At 72.5% G+C, this 17,923-nt stretch carries 13 protein-coding genes; 6 read left to right on the top strand and 7 right to left on the bottom strand.

Translation table 11 applies throughout. The features are described 5' to 3' along the window. Positions 1 to 258 precede the first annotated feature (258 nt). On the top strand, positions 259 to 1,455 hold the full coding sequence (locus tag OG310_RS32040) for an ROK family transcriptional regulator (RefSeq protein WP_329459332.1): 1,197 nt from the start codon (positions 259 to 261) through the stop codon (positions 1,453 to 1,455). A 103-nt stretch (positions 1,456 to 1,558) separates the two neighbouring features. On the opposite strand, the gene OG310_RS32045 is transcribed toward OG310_RS32040, so the two are convergent. The 6 genes from OG310_RS32045 to OG310_RS32070 all read right to left on the bottom strand — a co-directional run bounded on the left by OG310_RS32045 (position 1,559) and on the right by OG310_RS32070 (position 9,146). Then, on the bottom strand, positions 1,559 to 2,485 hold the full coding sequence (locus tag OG310_RS32045; protein ID WP_443078913.1) for an endonuclease/exonuclease/phosphatase family protein: 927 nt from the start codon (positions 2,483 to 2,485) through the stop codon (positions 1,559 to 1,561). Positions 2,486 to 2,535: 50 nt separating this feature from the next. Beyond that, on the bottom strand, positions 2,536 to 3,504 hold the full coding sequence (locus OG310_RS32050; RefSeq protein WP_329459334.1) for a D-alanyl-D-alanine carboxypeptidase family protein: 969 nt from the start codon (positions 3,502 to 3,504) through the stop codon (positions 2,536 to 2,538). A gap of 227 nt (positions 3,505 to 3,731) precedes the next feature. Continuing rightward, complete coding sequence (locus OG310_RS32055) at positions 3,732 to 5,012, bottom strand: sensor histidine kinase (RefSeq protein WP_329459335.1); 1,281 nt, start codon at positions 5,010 to 5,012, stop codon at positions 3,732 to 3,734. Between the two features lies 1 nt (position 5,013). Next, positions 5,014 to 5,745, bottom strand: coding sequence for a two-component system response regulator CseB (gene cseB, locus OG310_RS32060; protein WP_329459336.1), 732 nt, complete (start codon positions 5,743 to 5,745; stop codon positions 5,014 to 5,016). A gap of 427 nt (positions 5,746 to 6,172) precedes the next feature. After that, positions 6,173 to 7,750 (bottom strand): M81 family metallopeptidase, encoded by a 1,578-nt coding sequence (locus OG310_RS32065; protein ID WP_329459337.1) that lies wholly within the window; start codon positions 7,748 to 7,750, stop codon positions 6,173 to 6,175. A 253-nt stretch (positions 7,751 to 8,003) separates the two neighbouring features. Then, entirely contained in the window at positions 8,004 to 9,146 is a 1,143-nt protein-coding gene (locus tag OG310_RS32070; RefSeq protein WP_329459338.1) for an ROK family transcriptional regulator, read from the bottom strand. 271 nt (positions 9,147 to 9,417) lie between these two features. On the opposite strand from OG310_RS32070, the gene OG310_RS32075 reads away from it, so the two are divergent. The 4 genes from OG310_RS32075 (at position 9,418) to OG310_RS32090 (ending at position 15,311) form a co-directional block, all read left to right on the top strand. Beyond that, positions 9,418 to 11,265 (top strand): peptide ABC transporter substrate-binding protein, encoded by a 1,848-nt coding sequence (locus OG310_RS32075; protein ID WP_329459339.1) that lies wholly within the window; start codon positions 9,418 to 9,420, stop codon positions 11,263 to 11,265. Beyond that, positions 11,262 to 12,212, top strand: a complete 951-nt coding sequence (locus tag OG310_RS32080; protein ID WP_329459340.1) for an ABC transporter permease — start codon at positions 11,262 to 11,264, stop codon at positions 12,210 to 12,212. Before OG310_RS32075 ends, OG310_RS32080 begins: the two co-directional genes overlap by 4 nt. Continuing rightward, on the top strand, positions 12,209 to 13,114 hold the full coding sequence (locus tag OG310_RS32085; RefSeq protein ID WP_329459341.1) for an ABC transporter permease: 906 nt from the start codon (positions 12,209 to 12,211) through the stop codon (positions 13,112 to 13,114). Before OG310_RS32080 ends, OG310_RS32085 begins: the two co-directional genes overlap by 4 nt. Before the next feature lie 166 nt (positions 13,115 to 13,280). Next, complete coding sequence (locus OG310_RS32090; RefSeq protein WP_329459342.1) at positions 13,281 to 15,311, top strand: ABC transporter ATP-binding protein; 2,031 nt, start codon at positions 13,281 to 13,283, stop codon at positions 15,309 to 15,311. A 193-nt stretch (positions 15,312 to 15,504) separates the two neighbouring features. Here the strand turns inward: OG310_RS32090 and OG310_RS32095 are convergent, their stop codons facing one another. Then, complete coding sequence (locus OG310_RS32095; protein WP_329460487.1) at positions 15,505 to 16,677, bottom strand: CaiB/BaiF CoA transferase family protein; 1,173 nt, start codon at positions 16,675 to 16,677, stop codon at positions 15,505 to 15,507. Between the two features lie 540 nt (positions 16,678 to 17,217). On the opposite strand from OG310_RS32095, the gene OG310_RS32100 reads away from it, so the two are divergent. Next, complete coding sequence (locus OG310_RS32100) at positions 17,218 to 17,859, top strand: TetR/AcrR family transcriptional regulator (RefSeq protein WP_329459343.1); 642 nt, start codon at positions 17,218 to 17,220, stop codon at positions 17,857 to 17,859. Positions 17,860 to 17,923: the final 64 nt, after the last annotated feature.

A 17,923-nucleotide genomic window follows, 5' to 3' on the forward strand; every position in this document is an offset into this window, starting at 1 on the left:
CCGAACGCCGGTCGCGGGGGCGGGAGCCACCGGGTTCCCGCCCCTCGCGCGCCGGACACCCCCCGGCGGCGTACGGGGTTCCGCGCCCGTCGGGAGCGGGAGATCCATCGGCGGGAAAAGAACTTTCCCCGCTTCGTGCAAAACGGCGGGAGCCGGCCGTGACCCCGGTCTACGGTCGCCGTGACCGCGACCCGGATCCCGCCGTCGGCGGCCCCCGTGGCGGTGACCTCCCGCCGGCGACTTCGAGGATGTGAGCCCGTGAGCATTCCCTACCGGGTACTGAGCCTGCTGCGTGACCAGGGACCGCTCTCCCGGGCCCAGTTGCCCGACCGGCTGGAGGTGCCCCGGCCACGCCTGCTCGCCGAACTCGACCGGCTGGTCGCGGCGGGCCGCCTCCTCGAAGCGGGACCCGCCGCCTCCCGCGGCGGGCGCCGCTCCACTCTTGTCCGGCTCGACCCTGGACTCCGGTTCGCCGCCGTCGATCTCGGAGTGGGCTCCGTCGACATCGAGATCACGGACGGTTCACTCAGTACCGTCGCCGCGCTGTCGGAGGAGACCGACATCCTGGCGGGACCGGACGCGGTGCTGGCCCACGTCGGTGAACTCCTGCGCACCCTGCGGGAGGCGGGCCACTACGAACGGCTCGACGCCCTCGGCATCGGCCTGCCGGGGCCGGTCAGTTTCCGGGAGGGCATCCCCGTGTCGCCCCCGATCATGGCGGGCTGGAACCGCTTCCCCGTACGGGACACCCTGGCGCGCGACCACGGCTGCCCGGTCGTCGTCGACAACGACGTCAATGTCATGGCCATCGGGGAGAAGCACGCCGGCGCCGCGACCACCGTGGAGCATCTGCTGTTCGTGAAGATCGGCAGCGGCATCGGCTCCGGTGTGCAGGTCCACGGTCGCATCTACCGGGGTGCCGAGGGGTGTGCGGGCGACATCGGCCACATCCAGGTGGACGGGGACGGGCCGGTGTGCGCCTGCGGCAACTCCGGCTGCCTCGAAGCGTACTTCGGTGGTACCGCGCTGGCGAGGGACGCCACCGCGGCGGCCCGCTCCGGCCGTTCCGAGCAGCTCGCGGAACGCCTCGGCACCCGAGGGGCCCTGACGGCCGTGGACGTCGGCGCGTGCGCGGCGGCCGGCGACGCCGTCAGTGTGGGGCTGATACGCGACGGCGGGCGCCGGGTCGGCCAGGTCCTCGCCACCGTCGTGAGTTTCATGAACCCTTCCATGATCGTGATCGGCGGCGGGCTGGCCGGCCTCGGCCACGTCCTTCTCGCCGAGATCCGCAGTGTCGTCTACAAACGCTCACTGCCCCTGGCCACCGGCAACCTGCCCATCGTGATGTCGACCCTCGGCCCGCGCGCCGGTGTGGTGGGCGCGGCCTTCCTGGCGAGCGACGCGTGCTTCAGGGGCGAGAACATCGTGGCGGGCTCCGGCGCCGGCAGGCCGTAGAGGCGGCCGGGCGCGACGAACGCGAGCAACGCGGCGAACAGCCGTCCCCGGCACGCCGGTATCCGCCGTCGGGCGGCCACCGCCCGCTCCGACCACTGGGGCGTCACAGCCGCAGCCGCGCCGCGACCGGGAGGTGGTCGCTGCCGGTGCGGGGCAGGGTCCAGGACGCGACGGGGACGGCGCCCCGCACCAGGATCTGGTCGATGCGGGCCACCGGGAACGCGGCGGGCCAGGTGAAACCGAAGCCGTCACCCGCCACGTCCTGCGTCGAGTGCAGGCCGCGGACCACGGGGGACAGGGCGCGGTCACCGGTGCTTCCGTTGAAGTCGCCCATGACCACCGTGCGCCGCAGGGGGTCGTGGCCCAGGGCGGCGGCGAGCAGCCGGGCGGAGTCGTTGCGGCGGTCCGTGGCGAAGCCGGTGGGACCGACCCGGACCGAGGCGAGGTGCGCCACGAACACGGCGACCGGTCCCCGGGGCGTGTGCACGGTCGTGCGCAGCGCGCGGGTCCACGGCATGATCGCCAGGGGACTCGTGCCCGTCAGCGGGTATCTGCTCCACAGGCCGACCGTGTCCTGGACGGTGTGGTACCGGTAGGCCGCGCCGAGCACGTTCTCGTACGTGGAGGCCGCCGCGCCGCCCAGTTCCTCCAGCCCAACGACGTCGGCGCCCGAGGCGGCGAGTGCCCGCGCGGTCCCGGCGGGGTCGGGGTTCTGCTCGTCGACGTTGTGGCTGAGCACGGTGAGATCGCCGCCCCCGGACTGCCGGGACGCGAGCGTCCCGCCGAACATCGACAGCCACACCACGGACGGCAGCAGGAGGGCGATGAGGGCGATCGGAGCCCGGCGCACGAGCGCGGGCACGAGCAGGACGGGAACGGCGAGCCCCACCCAGGGGAGCAGGGTGTCCAGGAGACTGCCGAGGTGACCCACCCGGTCGGGCAGCGCCCGGTGCAGGAGCAGCACCAGCCCGTCCGCCGCCGCGAGGGCCGCGGTGGCCCGGCCGCGCCGCCACCCGCCCGTGCGGGCCAGGGGTGGCGCGGGCGGCGGCGCGGTTGCGCCCGGGGTGTCCAGGGCGCTCGTCACGGAGTCCGCACCCCCCTCGTCGCACGACTGCCGGTCCCGCTGCCCGCTCCGAGCACGTCGCGCAGTGCCACGAGCAGGGTCCTGCTGTTGTTCAGGGCAGCCGAGAGCCCCTCCTCGGAGTCCGTGCCGGCGTTCTGGTGCAGCACCACACCGAGAAGCAGCCGGTCGCGCCCGTCCACCGTGAGGTGCGCGGCCCACATCAGCGCACCGCCGGCCGGGGTGCTCGACCCCGTCTTGACGCCTATCACGCCGTAACGCCCCAGCAGAGTGTTGGTGTTGGCGACGGGACCCCCGCCGCGGGGCAGCTCGACCGTCCGCTCCGAGACGATCGACCGGAAGACGGCGTCGTCCATCATGCGCCGGGCCAGGACGAGTTGGTCGGCCGCCGTGCTGCGCGTCGTCGCCTCGATGCCGCTCGCGCCGGTGTAGGTGGTGTGGCGCATCCCGAGGGCGGCCGCCGCCGCGTTCATCTTCCTCACGAAGGCGCCTTCCGACCCCGCGTCCCAACGGGCCAGCAGGCGAGCGATGTTGTTGCCTGAAGGGATCAGCATCAGTTCCAGCAGCCGCCGTTCGGCCAGGTGCTGCCCCGGATCGACTCGTACGCTGGACTCGTCCGCCGTGCCCGCCTCGTACGCGGCGGTGCGGTCCACCGTGACGTCCGGCCCTCTGCCGTCCGCCCGCAGTGGGTGGTCCGCGAGGACGACACGGGCCGTCATGACCTTGGCGACGCTGGCGATCGGGACCGGTGCGGCGGCGCCGGTCGTCGCGGGCGCGCCGAGCCCGATGACCGTCACGGCCGCCTGGCCGCCCCCGGGCAGGGACCGCAGGGCGGCGGCGATCGCCGCACCGGCCCTGTCCTGACCGGTGCCCCGACGCGGGTCTCCGTGGCGCTGCGGGGCGGAAGGCACGGAGACTGCCACGAGGACGGTCAGGGCGGTCAGGACGGTGAGCGCGGCGAACGCCACCCAGAGTCCCGGGCGGCGCCCGGGGCGGCCACCGGGAGAGGGCTGAGCTCCGCCGGGGGAGTGTGCGCCGCCTGTGAGCGACGGGGGTGGATGGACAGCGGGCATGGAGAGGCCTCCGGCACCGGGAGTGGGATGGAACCGCGCGAGGATCGCGCAGGACCACCACTTTCCGTGCCGGTGATCTCCATGGTGCCGACGCCGCCCGTCTGCGGACGCTCAGCCGGGTATCAGCCGTGTGTCGGGCCGTCCTGGGCCGCGCGCTCCGGCAGCCGGAGGGTGGCGAGCGCCCCGCCGCCGGGGGCGTTCGCGAAGTCGAGGCTCCCCCCGACGACCCCTGCCTGGCCGAGTGCGACGGTCAGCCCGAGCCCGTGGCCGTGGCCCCGCTCCGTCGCGCCGGTACGAAAACGCCGCGGTCCGTGCGCGAGCAGCGTCGCGGGATACCCCGGACCGTGGTCGCGCACCACGACGGTGGCCCCCACCACACCGACCTCCACCGGGGCCGCGCCGTGCCGGTGGGCGTTGATGACGAGGTTGGCGATGATCCGGTCGACCCGTCGCGGATCCGTCTCGACCGTCGCGGCGCCGGCGGCGGTGAACCTGACGTCGAGTCCGGTACGGGCCACCGACTCCTCGACCATCTCGGCCAGCGGCACCGCCACCGGGTCCGCGACCTCGGCGCCCGCGTCGAGCCGTGAGATCTCCAGCAGGTCCTCCACGAGGACACGGAGCACCGCCACCCTGCTCCGCACCAGATCGGTGGCCTCCGACTCCGGCAGCAGTTCGGCGGAGGTCACCAGGCCCATGAGCGGGGTGCGCAGTTCGTGGGCCACGTCGGCGGTGAAGCGCTGCTCCCGCTCCAGCCGGTCCCGCAGGCTGTCGGCCATCTCGTCGACGGAGGCCGCGAGGCCTGTGATCTCGTCGCCCCGTGAACGACGCCTCGCGGCAGGGGAGTTCCTCGCGCCGAGGTCACCGTCCGCGACCCGCCGCGCGACCCCGGCCACCCGGCGGAGCCTGCGGTTGGGCAGTTCGGCGGCCAGCACGGACAGCGGTACGACGATCGCGAGGACACCCAGCGACGCCTTCACCATGTGCCGGTCGAGCGCCTGGCGGGTCAGCAGGTCGGACGTCGTGTCGACGTACGTGACGAACACCTCGCCCCGGTCGGTGGAGGCCGCCCACATGCGCGGGGCGGCCGGCGGGTCGTTCTCGTACCACGTACCGCCGCCGTGCCGCCGGACCTGCTCGGCGAGCTGCGGCGGCATGACCGCCGGGCTGATCAGCCCCTCCTCGCCGCCGGACCTGCGGTGTGCGGCCACGTCGCCGGCGAGGGCCACCAGGGCGCGGGCGCCGTCGTCGTTCATGGAGCGCGTCAGTGTGCTGGTGTGCACCAGCAGTCCCACGGCCAGGGCGACCGAGCAGGCGGCGACGGCGACGAGCGCCGCGATCCGCCAGCGCAGGGAGCGCCAGTCGAGCAGTGCGAGCAGCGCGCGGGTCAAGCGTCCGGCCATGTCAGCGCCGCAGCTTGTAGCCGAAGCCGCGGACCGTCTCGATCCGGTCCGGGCCGATCTTCCTGCGCAGCCGCTGGACGCACAGGTCGACGACCCTGCTGTCACCGTCCCAGCCGTAGTCCCACACCTCGCGCAGCAGCGTCCGGCGGTCCAGCACGATGCCCGGGTGCGCCGCGAACTCCAGGAGCAGGCGCAGCTCGGTGGGTGCCAGCGCGACGGGCTCCCCGGCCCTGGACACGTCGAGGCCCGCCGTGTCGAGCGTGAGGTCGCCGAAGACGAGCGGAGCGGGCGTGACGGCGGAGTCCGGCTGCGGGCTCCCGCCGGGCCCCGGCGAGAAGACGGCACGCCGCAGCAGCGACCGGATCCTGGCCACGAGCACCGACGTGTCGACGGGTTTGACCACGTAGTCGTCGGCCCCCGCCTCCAGCCCCGACACCACGTCGAGGGCGTCGCCGCGCGCCGACATCATCAGGACGGGCGCCAGGCTGAACTCGCGTATCCGCCGGCACAGTCCGATGCCGTCGAGGTGGGGCAGCATGATGTCCAGGAGCAGCAGGTCGTGCCCGTGCTCGCGGAACAGTTCGAGGCCGGTGAGGCCGTCCCCCGCCACGGTGACGCGGTAGCCGTAGCGCTCCAGCGCCATCGCCACGGTCCTGCGGATCACCTCGTCGTCCTCGACGAGCAGGATGGAGACGGGGGCGGGTGAGCCACCACCGTCGGCTGAAGCGGCCATGTGTCCTCATCTGTGCGGTGCGGGGTCGGCCCGTGTCCGGGGGCGCCGGGCGGCACCGGGGCGCCGGCGCCGCGCGTATCTCGGCGGTGCGGGACGCGCTGGGAGCCATGATGCCTGCCGCCGTGTATCAGCCACGTATCACCCGGATGCGATGAGGTGCCCGGGTACGGACGGTGAGAGGTCGAACGGCGGTGAGAGGGCGCCCGGCGGTGAGAGGGCGCACGGCGGTGAACGGCCGCGCCGGGGCGCGTCCCGCTCACCGCCGCGCCGCAGCCACGCGTCCCGCCGTGGCGAGCCCGCCGATCGGTCAGGGAGGACGGAGGAGAGTCAGGGCGGACGGAGGAGACCGGACGGAGGTGGACCGGCCGGACGTTCAAGGCCCGGCCGGAGGTGAGGCCGGCCGGACAGGTGCCGGGCCGGCCGGAGGTCAGAGCAGGACCGGTGTGAGGTCGGGGCCCGTGCCGTCCTCGTACGCGTTCTCGTCGAACGGGTACAGCGGACGTGCCACCTTGTGGTGCCCGAGCCGCAGCAGATCCTGGTCGACCCCGCCGGGCGTCAGCGCGAGCAGCCAGTCCGCGGCCATGTCGTACAGCTCCGGCTCCAGGTAGCCGATCTTCACGACCACCAGGTCGAAGGTGCGCGGGTCGATGCCGAGCCCGCCCTCGGCGGGTCCCATGAAGTCGGCCAGCGTGTGGAAGGGCTTGCGGCGTTCGGTGACCACGACCGTGAGACCGCCGGAGGTGATGGCCGCCATGTCGCAGCCGCGGTCGTAGGCGCCCCCCTCGGCGCCGTCGGGCTTGTCCGCGGCGCGCTGGAGCGCGGTCACGGTGCCGGTCAGCAGGTACGGGCCGCCCTGCGTGGTGTCGACCTTGTTGCCGATCCCGAGAGTGACCTCGGCGCCCGTCCCGGCTTCGAAGCAGGCGGCCACGGCGGCCGGGTCCATGATCCCCGGATGGACGGCCGTCACCTTCCCGGAGGCGATCTCCTCACGCTCCAGCAGCTTCCCGAGCATGTACGCGAGGTCGCCGGCGCCGCCCGCCGTGGGGTTGTCGCCCGAGTCGGAGAGGAGGAACGGGCGCTTGTCGGACGCCACGGCCCGGTCGATGGAGTCCTCGGCGGTGCCGGTGGGGCCCACGAACACGAAGTCGCGCCGCGCGTCCCAGTACTGCCGGGCCAGCGACTCGGCCTCGGCCGCCGCCAGTTCCGCGTCGTCCCCGCTCACCACGACGGCGGCGCGGCAGCGCGCCTGGTCGGCCCAGGCGTAGCCGACCCAGATCGCCGCGTCCACGATGCCCGGCTTGGCCTCGATGCCGGGCAGCCGCCCGTACAGGCCCTTCGCGGGCTCCAGCCGGGTGCTGGTCTTCTCACCGGGCAGCAGGACCGGCACCTGGACCCAGGCGCGGTGCGGACGACGCTGGTCCGCGGGCAGTCGGAGCCGCTCGACGAGCTTGCGGGCGGCGCGCTCGCGGGTGTGCCAGGCGTCCTCGTGGGGCGCCATGCGGTGCGCGGTCAGCAGGTCGAGCGGTTCGGCGAACCGGCGCGAGACGTTGCCGTGCAGGTCCATCGCGGCGGAGGCCAGCGGACGTCCGTGCTCCGGGTCGTCGGGGGTGCCGACGAAGTCCAGCGCGGCGCGCACGGCCTCGGTGAGGTCGCCCTCCGCGTCGTCCAGGCCCATGACGCTCATCGCGCCGTGCAGGTCGTAGACCATGCCGTCGAGCGGTCCCGCGGAGCGGATGCGCTCCACGAGTTCGTCCTTGAGCAGCAGGTACGAGTCGGCCTCGACCGGACCGCCGGGCAGCGCGGTCGCGTGCAGCAGCGGGACCCACTCCACGAGGTCCGCCAGGTCGCAGTCCGGCCGTGTCCACGTGTAGCGGTCGAGGAGGGCCTGCCCGCGGGTCTGCCGGAAGTCGTCGGCAGTGGAGCGGTGCGGGCAGAAGGTCGAGGACTCGATGCCGATTCCGCCGATCGCTATGCGCAGTCGGCGGGCAGGGGTGGCGGTCGTCATGGTGGTGCTCTCCGGTTCCGGTGTGGACGTGGTGGTGTGACGGACTCGGTGGCGCGGTCGTGCCGGTACTCGGCGGGTGGCGTGGCGTTGTTCGGCGATGCGGCGATGTGGTGTGACGGGTTCGGCGAGCGGGTGGTGCGGTGCTCGCGGCTGTCGGCGGCCCGGGTGGGGCACGTCCCACCGGAGCGCGGGCCCCCGGTGCGCCCTTCGTCGCGCGGGCGCGGCCCGGGGCTGTCCGTCCCGCCCGACCCTCTCAGTCCGCCGGTGCGTGCGGCAGCGCCTGGTGCAGGACGGTCAGTCCGGCACCGAGCAGCCCCGCGTCCCGGCCGGTGACGGTGGTGGTGATCTCCAGACCGGCCGTGGCCATCGGCAGGCAGCGCTCGTAGAGCACGCCCCGCACCGAGGCGACCAGTGGTTCCGCGACGGCGAGCGCGCCGCCGAGCACCACGGCCTCGGGGTTGAAGAAGTTCACGACGACGCTCAGCACGGTACCGATGTGCCGCCCCGCCGCCCGTACCAGTGTCGTCGCGTACGGGTCCCCGTCGGCGACCAGGCGCAGGAGGTCGTTGGTGCCGTCCACGGTCGGGCCGTGGAGCGCCAGTTCGCGCTGGAGCGCGGCGCCGCTCGCGACCGTCTCCAGGCAGCCGATGTTGCCGCACGAGCAGGGACGGTCCTCGGCGGCGTCGACCCGGACATGGCTGATGTCGCCCGCCGCGCCGTTCGCGCCCCGGTAGGGGCGCCCGGCGGAGATGACACCGCAGCCGATGCCGCGGCCCACCTTGACGACCACCAGATGCCGCAGGTCCTGCCGTGCGCTCAGGTGCTCGCCGACGGCCATCAGCGTGGCGTCGTTGTCGACGGTGACCGGCATGCCGAGCCGCTTCGAGAGGACGTCGGCGAGCGGGTAGCGGTGCCAGCCCGGCATCCGCGAGGGGGTCTGGACGCGGCCCTGCGCGTCCACGGGACCGGGGAAGGCCACCCCGGCCCCGGCGACGGTACGGCCGGCCTCACGCTGCCGCGCGGCGGCGGTGCCCAGATGCTCCACCAGCCACTCGACCGCCGGTTCCGGGCCTGCCGCGAGGTCGTGCCGGTGGTCGTCCACGTCCATCACCATGCCGTCGAGCGCGACCGCACCGATCCGGGCGTGGTGGGAGCCGAGGTCCGCGGCCACGCACACGTCGTCGCGCTGGCGTACCCGCAGCAGCCGGGGACGGCGGCCGCCGCGGGAGGCGCCCTCACCGGACTCGGTGAGCAGCCCGGACGTCACCAGCTCCTGGACGCGCAGGGAGACAGTCGACGCGGCAAGGCCAAGTTCGCGCACCAGGTCGGCCCGTGAGGAGGCCACCCCGGAGGACACCATGCGGATGATGTCCTTCGTCGAGGCACTGTCCGTCATGGTGTCCCCTGTCTTGGTTCGATATATGAATCAAGTTGCTGTGGTCTCGATGCAAGTTACCGACTTCGATCGGACTTCCGCCACCATGTGGGAAAGATTTTTCGGCATTGGGGTGGAACGAAACGGGTCATATAGCCTCAACTGTCAGCAAGTAGTGCCTGTGAGCTGTACGGAAGGGCCTTGACTTACTTTTCGTTACGGACCTAACTTTCATCCATCCTTGGTCGAACATCTGTCGGCCTTTTCACTGGTTCCGATGGAGGCCCCCTACATGCGCTCAGGGCGTTCACCCGCGCGGTTTCGCGTCATCGCCGCAGCGCTTGCCGCCGCGCTCGCCGTAGTGCTCTCCGGCTGCACGCAGCAGAGTGGCAAGATCGACATGGCCCCCACCGGGGGTACGCCCGTCAAGGGCGGCACCGTCACCATGGCGCTGCCGCCCGCCGCCGCACCGAACTGGATCTTCCCCATCGGGCCTCCCGGATTCAGTGCGACCTACAACTCCTCCTTGCAGGAGCTGTTCTTCATGCCGGTGTACGACGCCGTCCAGCAGGGCAGCGACCTGGTGCCCACCGGGCCGAGCACACTGGGCGAGAAGCCCGTCTACAGCGACGGGGACAAGACGGTGACGGTGCCGCTGCGCACCGACATCAAGTGGTCCGACGGCACACCGGTGACGGCCAGGGACATCGAGTTCTGGTTCAACATGGTCAAGGCGAACAAGGCCGACTGGGCTAGCTACTCGGTCGGCACCATGCCGGACGACGTGAAGAAGTTCGAGGTGGTCGACGACCACACCGTCCGGCTGCACCTCGACCGCTCGTACAACCCTGACTGGTTCACCGCCAACCAGCTCACCCTGATGAGGGCGCTGCCCCAGCAGGCATGGGACGCGAAGACCGACGGCGGGAAGATCGGCGACTTCGACCGCACCACCGCGGGCGCCAAGGCGGTGTTCACCCGTCTGACGAACCACTCGAAGAACCTCGGCTCGTACGGCACCGACCCGCTCTGGCAGACCGTGGACGGGCCCTGGAAGATATCCCAGTGGCAGGACACCGGCCAGGTCACCATCGTGCCCAACCCGAAGTACACCGGCACCCAGGTCCCGCATCTGGACAAGGTCGTCTTCAAGCCCTTCACCACCGCGGACTCCGAGTACAACGTGATGCGCTCCGGCGGTGTGGACTACGGCTACATACCGCCGTCCGTCCTCGCCCAGAAGTCGCAGTTCGAGAGCCGGGGCTACCGCATCTCCCCGTGGACCGGCTGGGCCGTCAGCTACATCGTCTACAACTTCAACTCCACCCACGCGGGGCCGGAGATGAGCCAGCTCTACATCCGCCAGGCCATGCAGCACCTGGTCGACCAGAACGGCATGAGCAAGGTCGTCTGGCAGGGCAGCGCGAAGCCCAGCCTCGGCCCGGTGCCCGTCTCCCCGAAGACGCAGTACCTCTCGCCGCAGATGACGCGGAACCCCTACCCGTACGACGTGGCCGCCGCGCGCGACCTCCTCACCTCGCACGGCTGGACGGACCGCGGCGGCCACGCGCTCTGCACCCGGCCCGGCACCGGCGCGGACGAGTGCGGCGCCGGCATCAAGAAGAACGCGCCCCTGGACCTCACCCTGCTCTCCCAGTCGGGCTCGACCGAGACGACGAACATGATGCAGGTGCTCAAGTCCTCGCTGAGCCAGGCCGGGATCGACCTGAAGGTGCGGCAGCAGCCGCTGAACTCGGTCCTCGGCAACTCGGTCGCCTGCAAGGCCACCGACCCGGGCTGCGACTGGGACATGTCGTTCTTCGGCACGGCGGGCAGCTGGTACTTCCCGCTCAACCCGAGCGGTGAGGAACTGTTCTCCACCGGCGCCTCCGCCAACTTCGGCAACTACTCCTCCCCGCAGGCGGACAAGCTGATCCACGCGGTCCTGTACTCCTCCGACCAGGACGCCATGCACGCCTACGGCGAGTACCTGGAACAGCAGCTCCCGGTGATGTGGATGCCGAACCCCGCCTACCAGGTGTCCGTCATCCGGAACGACCTGCGCGGCGTCCAGCAGAACCCGACCGCCACCTTCTCCCCGCAGAGCTGGTACTACGTCAAGAAGGGGGCCAGCAAGTGACCGGCTTTCTCGTCAAGCGCCTGCTCCAGGCACTGGTTGTCCTCTTCCTCGTCACGATCATCGTGTTCCTGCTGCTGCACTCCCTGCCGGGCGGCCCGGCGCGGGCCATCCTCGGCCCCAAGGGCACACCGCAGCAGATCGCCCACTTCAACGAGGTCCAGGGGTACAACGACCCGCTCCCCGTCCAGTACGGGGACTACCTCGTCCGCCTCTTCCACGGTGACCTCGGGCAGTCCTACAAGCTCAACGAGTCCGTCAGCTCCCTGCTCGGACAGCGGCTGCCCAAGACGCTGATCCTCACGGTCCTCTCGACCGTCCTCGCGGTGGTCATCGCCGTGCCGCTCGGCCTGCTCCAGGCCGTGCGCCGCGGCAAGCCGGTGGACTACCTGATGACCGCGCTCGCGTTCCTCGCGTACGCCACCCCGGTGTTCTTCCTCGGTCTGATCTTCATCATCGTCTTCAGCCAGGCGATTCCGATCTTCCCCGCCGAGGCCCCGCAGGGCACGACGATCGGCTCCATATTCAGTGGCTTCTCCGGCATGGTGCTGCCCATCGTCACCATGGCGTTCGGCATCATCGCGATGTTCAGCCGGTACATGCGCTCGGCGACCCTCGACAACCTCACCGAGGAGTACGTGCGCACCGCGATGGCCAAGGGCCAGTCCAGCCGCCGCATCCTCGCCAAGCACGTCCTGCGCAACGCGCTGATCCCGCTGGTCACCCTGCTCGGCCTGTACCTGCCGACGCTGTTCAGCGGCGCGCTCGTCGTCGAGTCCATGTTCAACTTCCCCGGAATGGGCCTGCTGTTCTGGAACGCGGCCCAGGGCAGCGACTTCCCCGTCCTGCTCGGTGTGACGCTCGTCGTCGGTGTCGCCACCGTCATCGGGTCCCTGGTGACCGACATCGTCTACGCCCTCCTCGACCCCCGCATCCGGAGCGTGTCATGAGTGTGATCTCACCTGCCGTCGCCCCCGGGCACGAGGAGGCGGCCCAGGCCACGCCCTCGCTCGCCCGGCGCACCGTCCAGGTCTTCACCCGGAACAAGCTCGCGCTCGCCGGTGTCGTCGTCCTGGTGCTGCTCCTGCTGTTCTGTTACGTGGGACCGCTCGTCTACCACACCGACCAGGTCCACACCGATCTGGCGCAGGCCAATCTGGCACCCGGCGCGTCCGGCCACCTGCTCGGTACCACCGACCTCGGGTACGACCTGATAGGCCGGCTCATGGTGGCGGGCCAGTCCTCCCTCGAAGTGGGTCTCGCGGCCGGCGTCCTGGCGACGGTCTTCGGCACCGTCTGGGGCGCGGTCTCCGGCTACTTCGGCGGCTGGGTCGACGCCGTCATGATGCGCGTCACCGACGCGGCGCTCGCCATCCCGGCGATGTTCCTGCTCGTCGTGGTCTCCGCGATCATCACCCCCAGCAAGATCGTCCTGATCCTGATCATCGCGGCCGTCGCCTGGCTCTCACCCGCCCGCCTCGTGCGCGGCGAGGCACTGTCCCTGCGCGACCGCGAGTACGTCCAGGCCATGCGGATGATGGGCGGCGGCGGTGCACGAGCCGTGTTCCGCCACATCGTCCCGAACGCCATCGGCACGGTCATCGTCAACGCGACCTTCCAGGTGGCCGACGCGATCCTCTACGTCAGCTACCTCGCCTTCCTCGGCCTGTCCATACCGCCGCCCGCCACGGACTGGGGCTCGATGCTCTCCTCCGGCATCACGTACACCCAGAACGGCTACTGGTGGCTGATCTTCCCGGCCGGTGTCGCGATCGTTCTCGTCGTCGGCGCGTTCAACTTCATCGGCGACGGTCTGCGGGACGCCTTCGAAGTACGGCTGCAGAAGAAGTGACGACGCAGCGGGGACACGGTCCCCTGACCACTCACCGCGCCCGCACCGCCCGCGCCACGCCCGTACGCCGGCCCCCGGCCCCCCGATCCCCGGCTCCCCGGCCCGCTGCCCGCGAAGCGGCGGCACACCGGCCGGCCGTCCGCGCCACCGCCCTAAGGACCCAGCCATGAGCGAACCCCTGCTCAGCGTCGACGACCTGCACGTCGAGATCGCGAGCCGCGACCGGACCGTCCACGCACTCGACGGCGTCAGCCTCGACCTGGCGCCCGGCGAGGCCCTGGGTGTCGTCGGCGAGTCCGGCTCCGGCAAGACCATGACCGCACTCAGCGTCCTCGGCCTGCTGCCGAGCGGCGGCTCCATCACCCGTGGCAGCGTCCGCTTCGATGGCGAGGACCTCGTCGCGGGCGGCGAGAGGCGGCTGCGCGACGTGCGCGGCAACACCATCGGTGTCGTCTTCCAGGACCCGCTGACCTCGCTCAACCCCACCATGACGATCGGCGCTCAGGTGGCGGAGCCGCTGCTGCTGCACCAGGACATCACCAAGAAGGAAGCCTGGTCGCGCGCCCAGGACATGCTGGGCTTCGTCGGCATGCCGCAGCCCGCGGAGCGGATGAAGAACTATCCGCACCAGCTCTCCGGCGGCATGCGCCAGCGCGTCGCCATCGCGATGGCCCTGGTGTGCGAGCCCAAGCTGCTCATAGCCGACGAGCCGACCACCGCGCTCGACGTCACCACGCAGCACCAGATCCTGGAACTCACCGACGACCTGCGCTCGCGCCTCGGCATGGCGATGATCCTGGTCACCCACGACCTCGGTGTCATCGCCAACCGTGTCGACCGGGTCGCCGTCATGTACGCGGGCCGGATCGCCGAGAGCGCGGGCGTGCGGCCGTTGTTCCGTGCGCCCCGCCACCGCTACACGGAGGCGCTGTTCGCGGCGCTTCCCGAGAAGGCCGTCCTCGGCGCCACCGAGCTGCGGACCATCCCGGGGCTGCCGCCCAACCTCGCCGTCCCGCAGCACGGCTGCCGGTTCGCGGCGCGGTGCGCCTTCGCGAGTGACGTCTGCCGGAACGAGGAGCCCGTACTCACCGGCGAGGAGCATGCCTTCGCCTGCTTCCATCCGGTGCCGCTGGAGTCGGCGGACCCGTTGGAGGACGTGGTGCCGGGCCAGGAGCGGCACACGCCGGCCGTGCGCTCCGGCGCGCCGCTGCTGGAGATCACCGACCTGCGCAAGGACTTCCCGCTCAGCGGCGGTCCCTTCTCGCGCAGTCGCGGCACGGTCAGCGCGGTCGGCGGGGTGACGCTCACCGTCCGTAAGGGTGAGACCTTCGGCATGGTGGGCGAGTCCGGCTGCGGCAAGACCACCATGGGCCGCATGGTCGCCGGTCTTGAGGACCCCACCTCGGGCTCCATCACCTTCGAGGGCCAGGACCTGGCGACGATGAGCCGGGCGCAGCGCCGCGCCCACCGCCGCAGCATCCAGCTGATGTTCCAGGACTCCACGGCCGCGATGGACCCGCGCATGCGCGTCGGCACGATCCTGCGCGAGCCGCTCGTCATCCAGGGCGTCGGCGACCGTGCCGAGCAGGACCGCGTCGTCGCAGAACTGCTGGACGCGGTCGGTCTGCCGCGCGGCGCCGTGGACCGCTACCCGCACGAGTTCTCCGGCGGTCAGCGCCAGCGGCTCGGTCTCGCCCGCGCCCTGACGCTCTCGCCCGAGCTGATCGTCGCCGACGAGCCGGTCTCCGCTCTCGACGTCTCCGTACAGGCCCAGATCCTCAACCTGATGCGGGAGTTGCAGCGCGAGCGCGAGCTGACGTACCTGTTCATCTCGCACGACCTCGCCGTGATCCGCTATCTCGCCGACACCGTCGGCGTGATGTACCTCGGCAAGCTCGTCGAGTGCGGGCCGGCCGGCGAGGTGTACGCGCATCCGCTGCACCCCTACACACGCGGCCTGCTCGACACGGTCAACGTGCCGGACCCGGAGCTGATCGACACCAGCAGGACACCGCTCGGCGGCGAGACGCCGTCCGCGGCGAACCCGCCGTCCGGCTGCCGCTTCCGCACCCGCTGCCCGATCGCGCAGGACATCTGCGCGAAGGTGGAGCCCGCCGCCACCACGCCGCTCGGCGCGGGGCACCAGGTGGCGTGCCACTTCCCGCTGGTCGAGGAGCCGGCTGCGGCAGCCGCCTGACGGGCGGGACGACAGCCCGAGGCGCCGAGCCGTACAGGCCCGGCGCCTCGCCGGCGTCCGGAACCGGGACACCCACGCGTGTGGCCGGGTACCGGCGCCCTGAGCGTGGCCGCGACTCCAAGCGGTGATCTTCGAGCCGTGAGCCGTGAGCCGTGAGCCGTGAGCCTGAGCACGAGCGGTGAGCCGTGAACGGTCAGTCCTCGGCCGCCAGGCGGTCGTCGGGCGCGGCTCCGGGGCCGGCGAGTGGATCGGCGCAGGCGCCCGCCGGGTGGTCCAGCACCGCGCCGCCCGCGACGAGGTCCACCGCGCCGCGCACCGTCCAGTCGTCCAGCACCTGCCCGCCGTCGCCGCCCACCGGACGGGCCGCGGGCGCCACCCGGGTCGGAGTGGCGGAGAACCGGGGCGCGGGGGAGGGGACGTCGCCGCCGTCCACCCGGTCGTGCGTGCCGCGCGCCGCCAGGTGCGGGTCGCGTACGGCCTCCGCCCAGTCGAGGACGGGGGAGGCGCACGCGTCCGAACCGTCGAAGACGTGCTCCCACGCGTCGCGGGTACGGGAGGCGAACGCGGCGGCGAACGCTTCCCGCATCGCGGGCCAGCCCGCCGGGTCGTACTGGCTCCCGGCCCACTCGGGCAGCTCCAGCAACTCCACCAGGCGTGCGTAGAACCGCGGTTCCAGCGCGCCGACCGCGAACCACCCGCCGTCGGACGTCTCGTACACGTCGTAGAACGGCCGCCCCGTGTCCAGCAGGTTGGTGCCCCGCTCGTCGCGCCACCCGTGGTACCGGCGCTGGGCCCACACCATCGAGGACAGGTGGGTGAGGCCGTCCACGATGGCCGCGTCCACCACCTGCCCCTGACCGCTCGCGCCGGCGTGGTGCAGCGCGGACAGGATGCCCACGAGCAGGTACATCGCGCCGCCGCCGAAGTCCCCGAGCAGGTTCACCGGCACCTGCGGGGGCCCGCCCGCGCGGCCGATCGCCGACAGCGCCCCGGTGAGCGAGACGTAGTTGATGTCGTGTCCGGCGGTCGTCGCCCGCGGGCCGGACTGACCCCAGCCCGTCATCCGCCCGTACACCAGCCGCGGGTTGCGGCGCAGTGCCTGTTCGGGTCCCACACCGAGCCGCTCCGCCACCCCCGGCCGGTACGCCTCGATCAGTACGTCGGCGCGTTCCGCGAGCCGCAGTACGGCCTCGGCGCCCTGAGGGTGTTTGAGGTCGATGACGACGGAGCGCCGGCCGCGGTTCAGCCCGTCGGTGACCGGCGAGGGCACCGGCCGGTCGACCCGTACGACATCGGCGCCGAGCTCCGCGAGGGTCATGGCGGCCATCGGCGCGGGGCCGATGCCCGCGAGTTCCACGACACGGATGCCCGCGAGCGGGCCCCCGGTGGTGCGTACAGGACCGGGCCACGGATGTGGCCCGCCGCCGGGTCGCCCCGCCGGATCCGCCGGATCGGTGGGGTGCGGCGGGCAGCCGGGGGCCGGCGGGTGCCCGTCCTTCGGTGCGGTCGGGGCGCGGTCGCGGTCGTCGGTCACGGAACCTCCGTCGTCGTGCGGCACGTCGGGCGTCCCCGGCGGGGGCCGGGGAGCCCGGCGGGATCAGGGGCCCTTCCGCGACGATGTTACTGACCGGTCCGGGTAAGGGGACGGGCTCCGCGACGGGTCCTTCGGCCGACCTCTCGGCCCTGCCCTCCCCGTACGCTGCCCGGCCCGCACCGTGACCCATGTGGGCCGCATGCGCCCACGTACCCGCGGCCCACGTACCCGCGGCCCACGTACCCGCGGCCCACGTGCTCGCGCCCTGCGCCCGCGCCCCGGGCGCCCCCGCGTACCCGGGCCCCAGGCGCCGGGCAGCCCCCGCTACCCTGACGCACCGGAAGTGCGGCTCTGGCAGGGGGAGGCCGGCTCATGGCGGGGCAGGGGCGGCGGGTACCCGGGCCGGGCGGGGAACGCGGTGACGAGCGCGAACGGATCGTCGAGGCCGCCTACCGCTGCCTGGAGGCAGGCGACGGCGCGTCCGTGTCCGTGTCCGTGGGACGCATACTCGCCGGAGCCGGCCTGTCCACGCGGGCCTTCTACCGCCACTTCGGGTCCAAGGACGACCTGCTCATCGCCATGTTCCGCAAGGACGCGGACCTCTTCACCGCCGAGATGCGCGCCACCGCGGCGGCCACCGCGTCGCCGGCCGACGCGCTGCGCCGGTTCGTACGCGGCACCCTGCGGCTGACCTCGGACCCGCGGCGTCGCCGGCGCGTGCTGGTGATGGTCTCGGAAGAGGCCCTGCGCGCCAGGGGATACGCGGCGGAACGGGCCCGCGTCGACGCGGCGGCCGAGTCCGTGATCGCCGGGATCATCGAGCGCGGCCGGGCCGCCGGGGACTTTCCCGCTGTGAGTGATGTCGCGGCGGACGCCGGGTCCATCGGCGCCCTGCTGCGCCACGCGGTCGACGAACAGCTCGCCCGGCCGTCGCCGGACGGCGCGCGGGCCGCCGCTGACCGTGTGGTCGGCTTCGCCCTGCGGGCACTGGCCGGCCCGGGAAAACGGCCGTAGTACGTTACGGTGCCTGATCGCGAGAGGGAGGGCCGACCGATGCCGCGCACCACCACCGCGGCCG

Origin of the sequence: Streptomyces sp. NBC_01497 (assembly GCF_036250695.1) — a bacterium.
Lineage (GTDB): Bacteria > Actinomycetota > Actinomycetes > Streptomycetales > Streptomycetaceae > Streptomyces.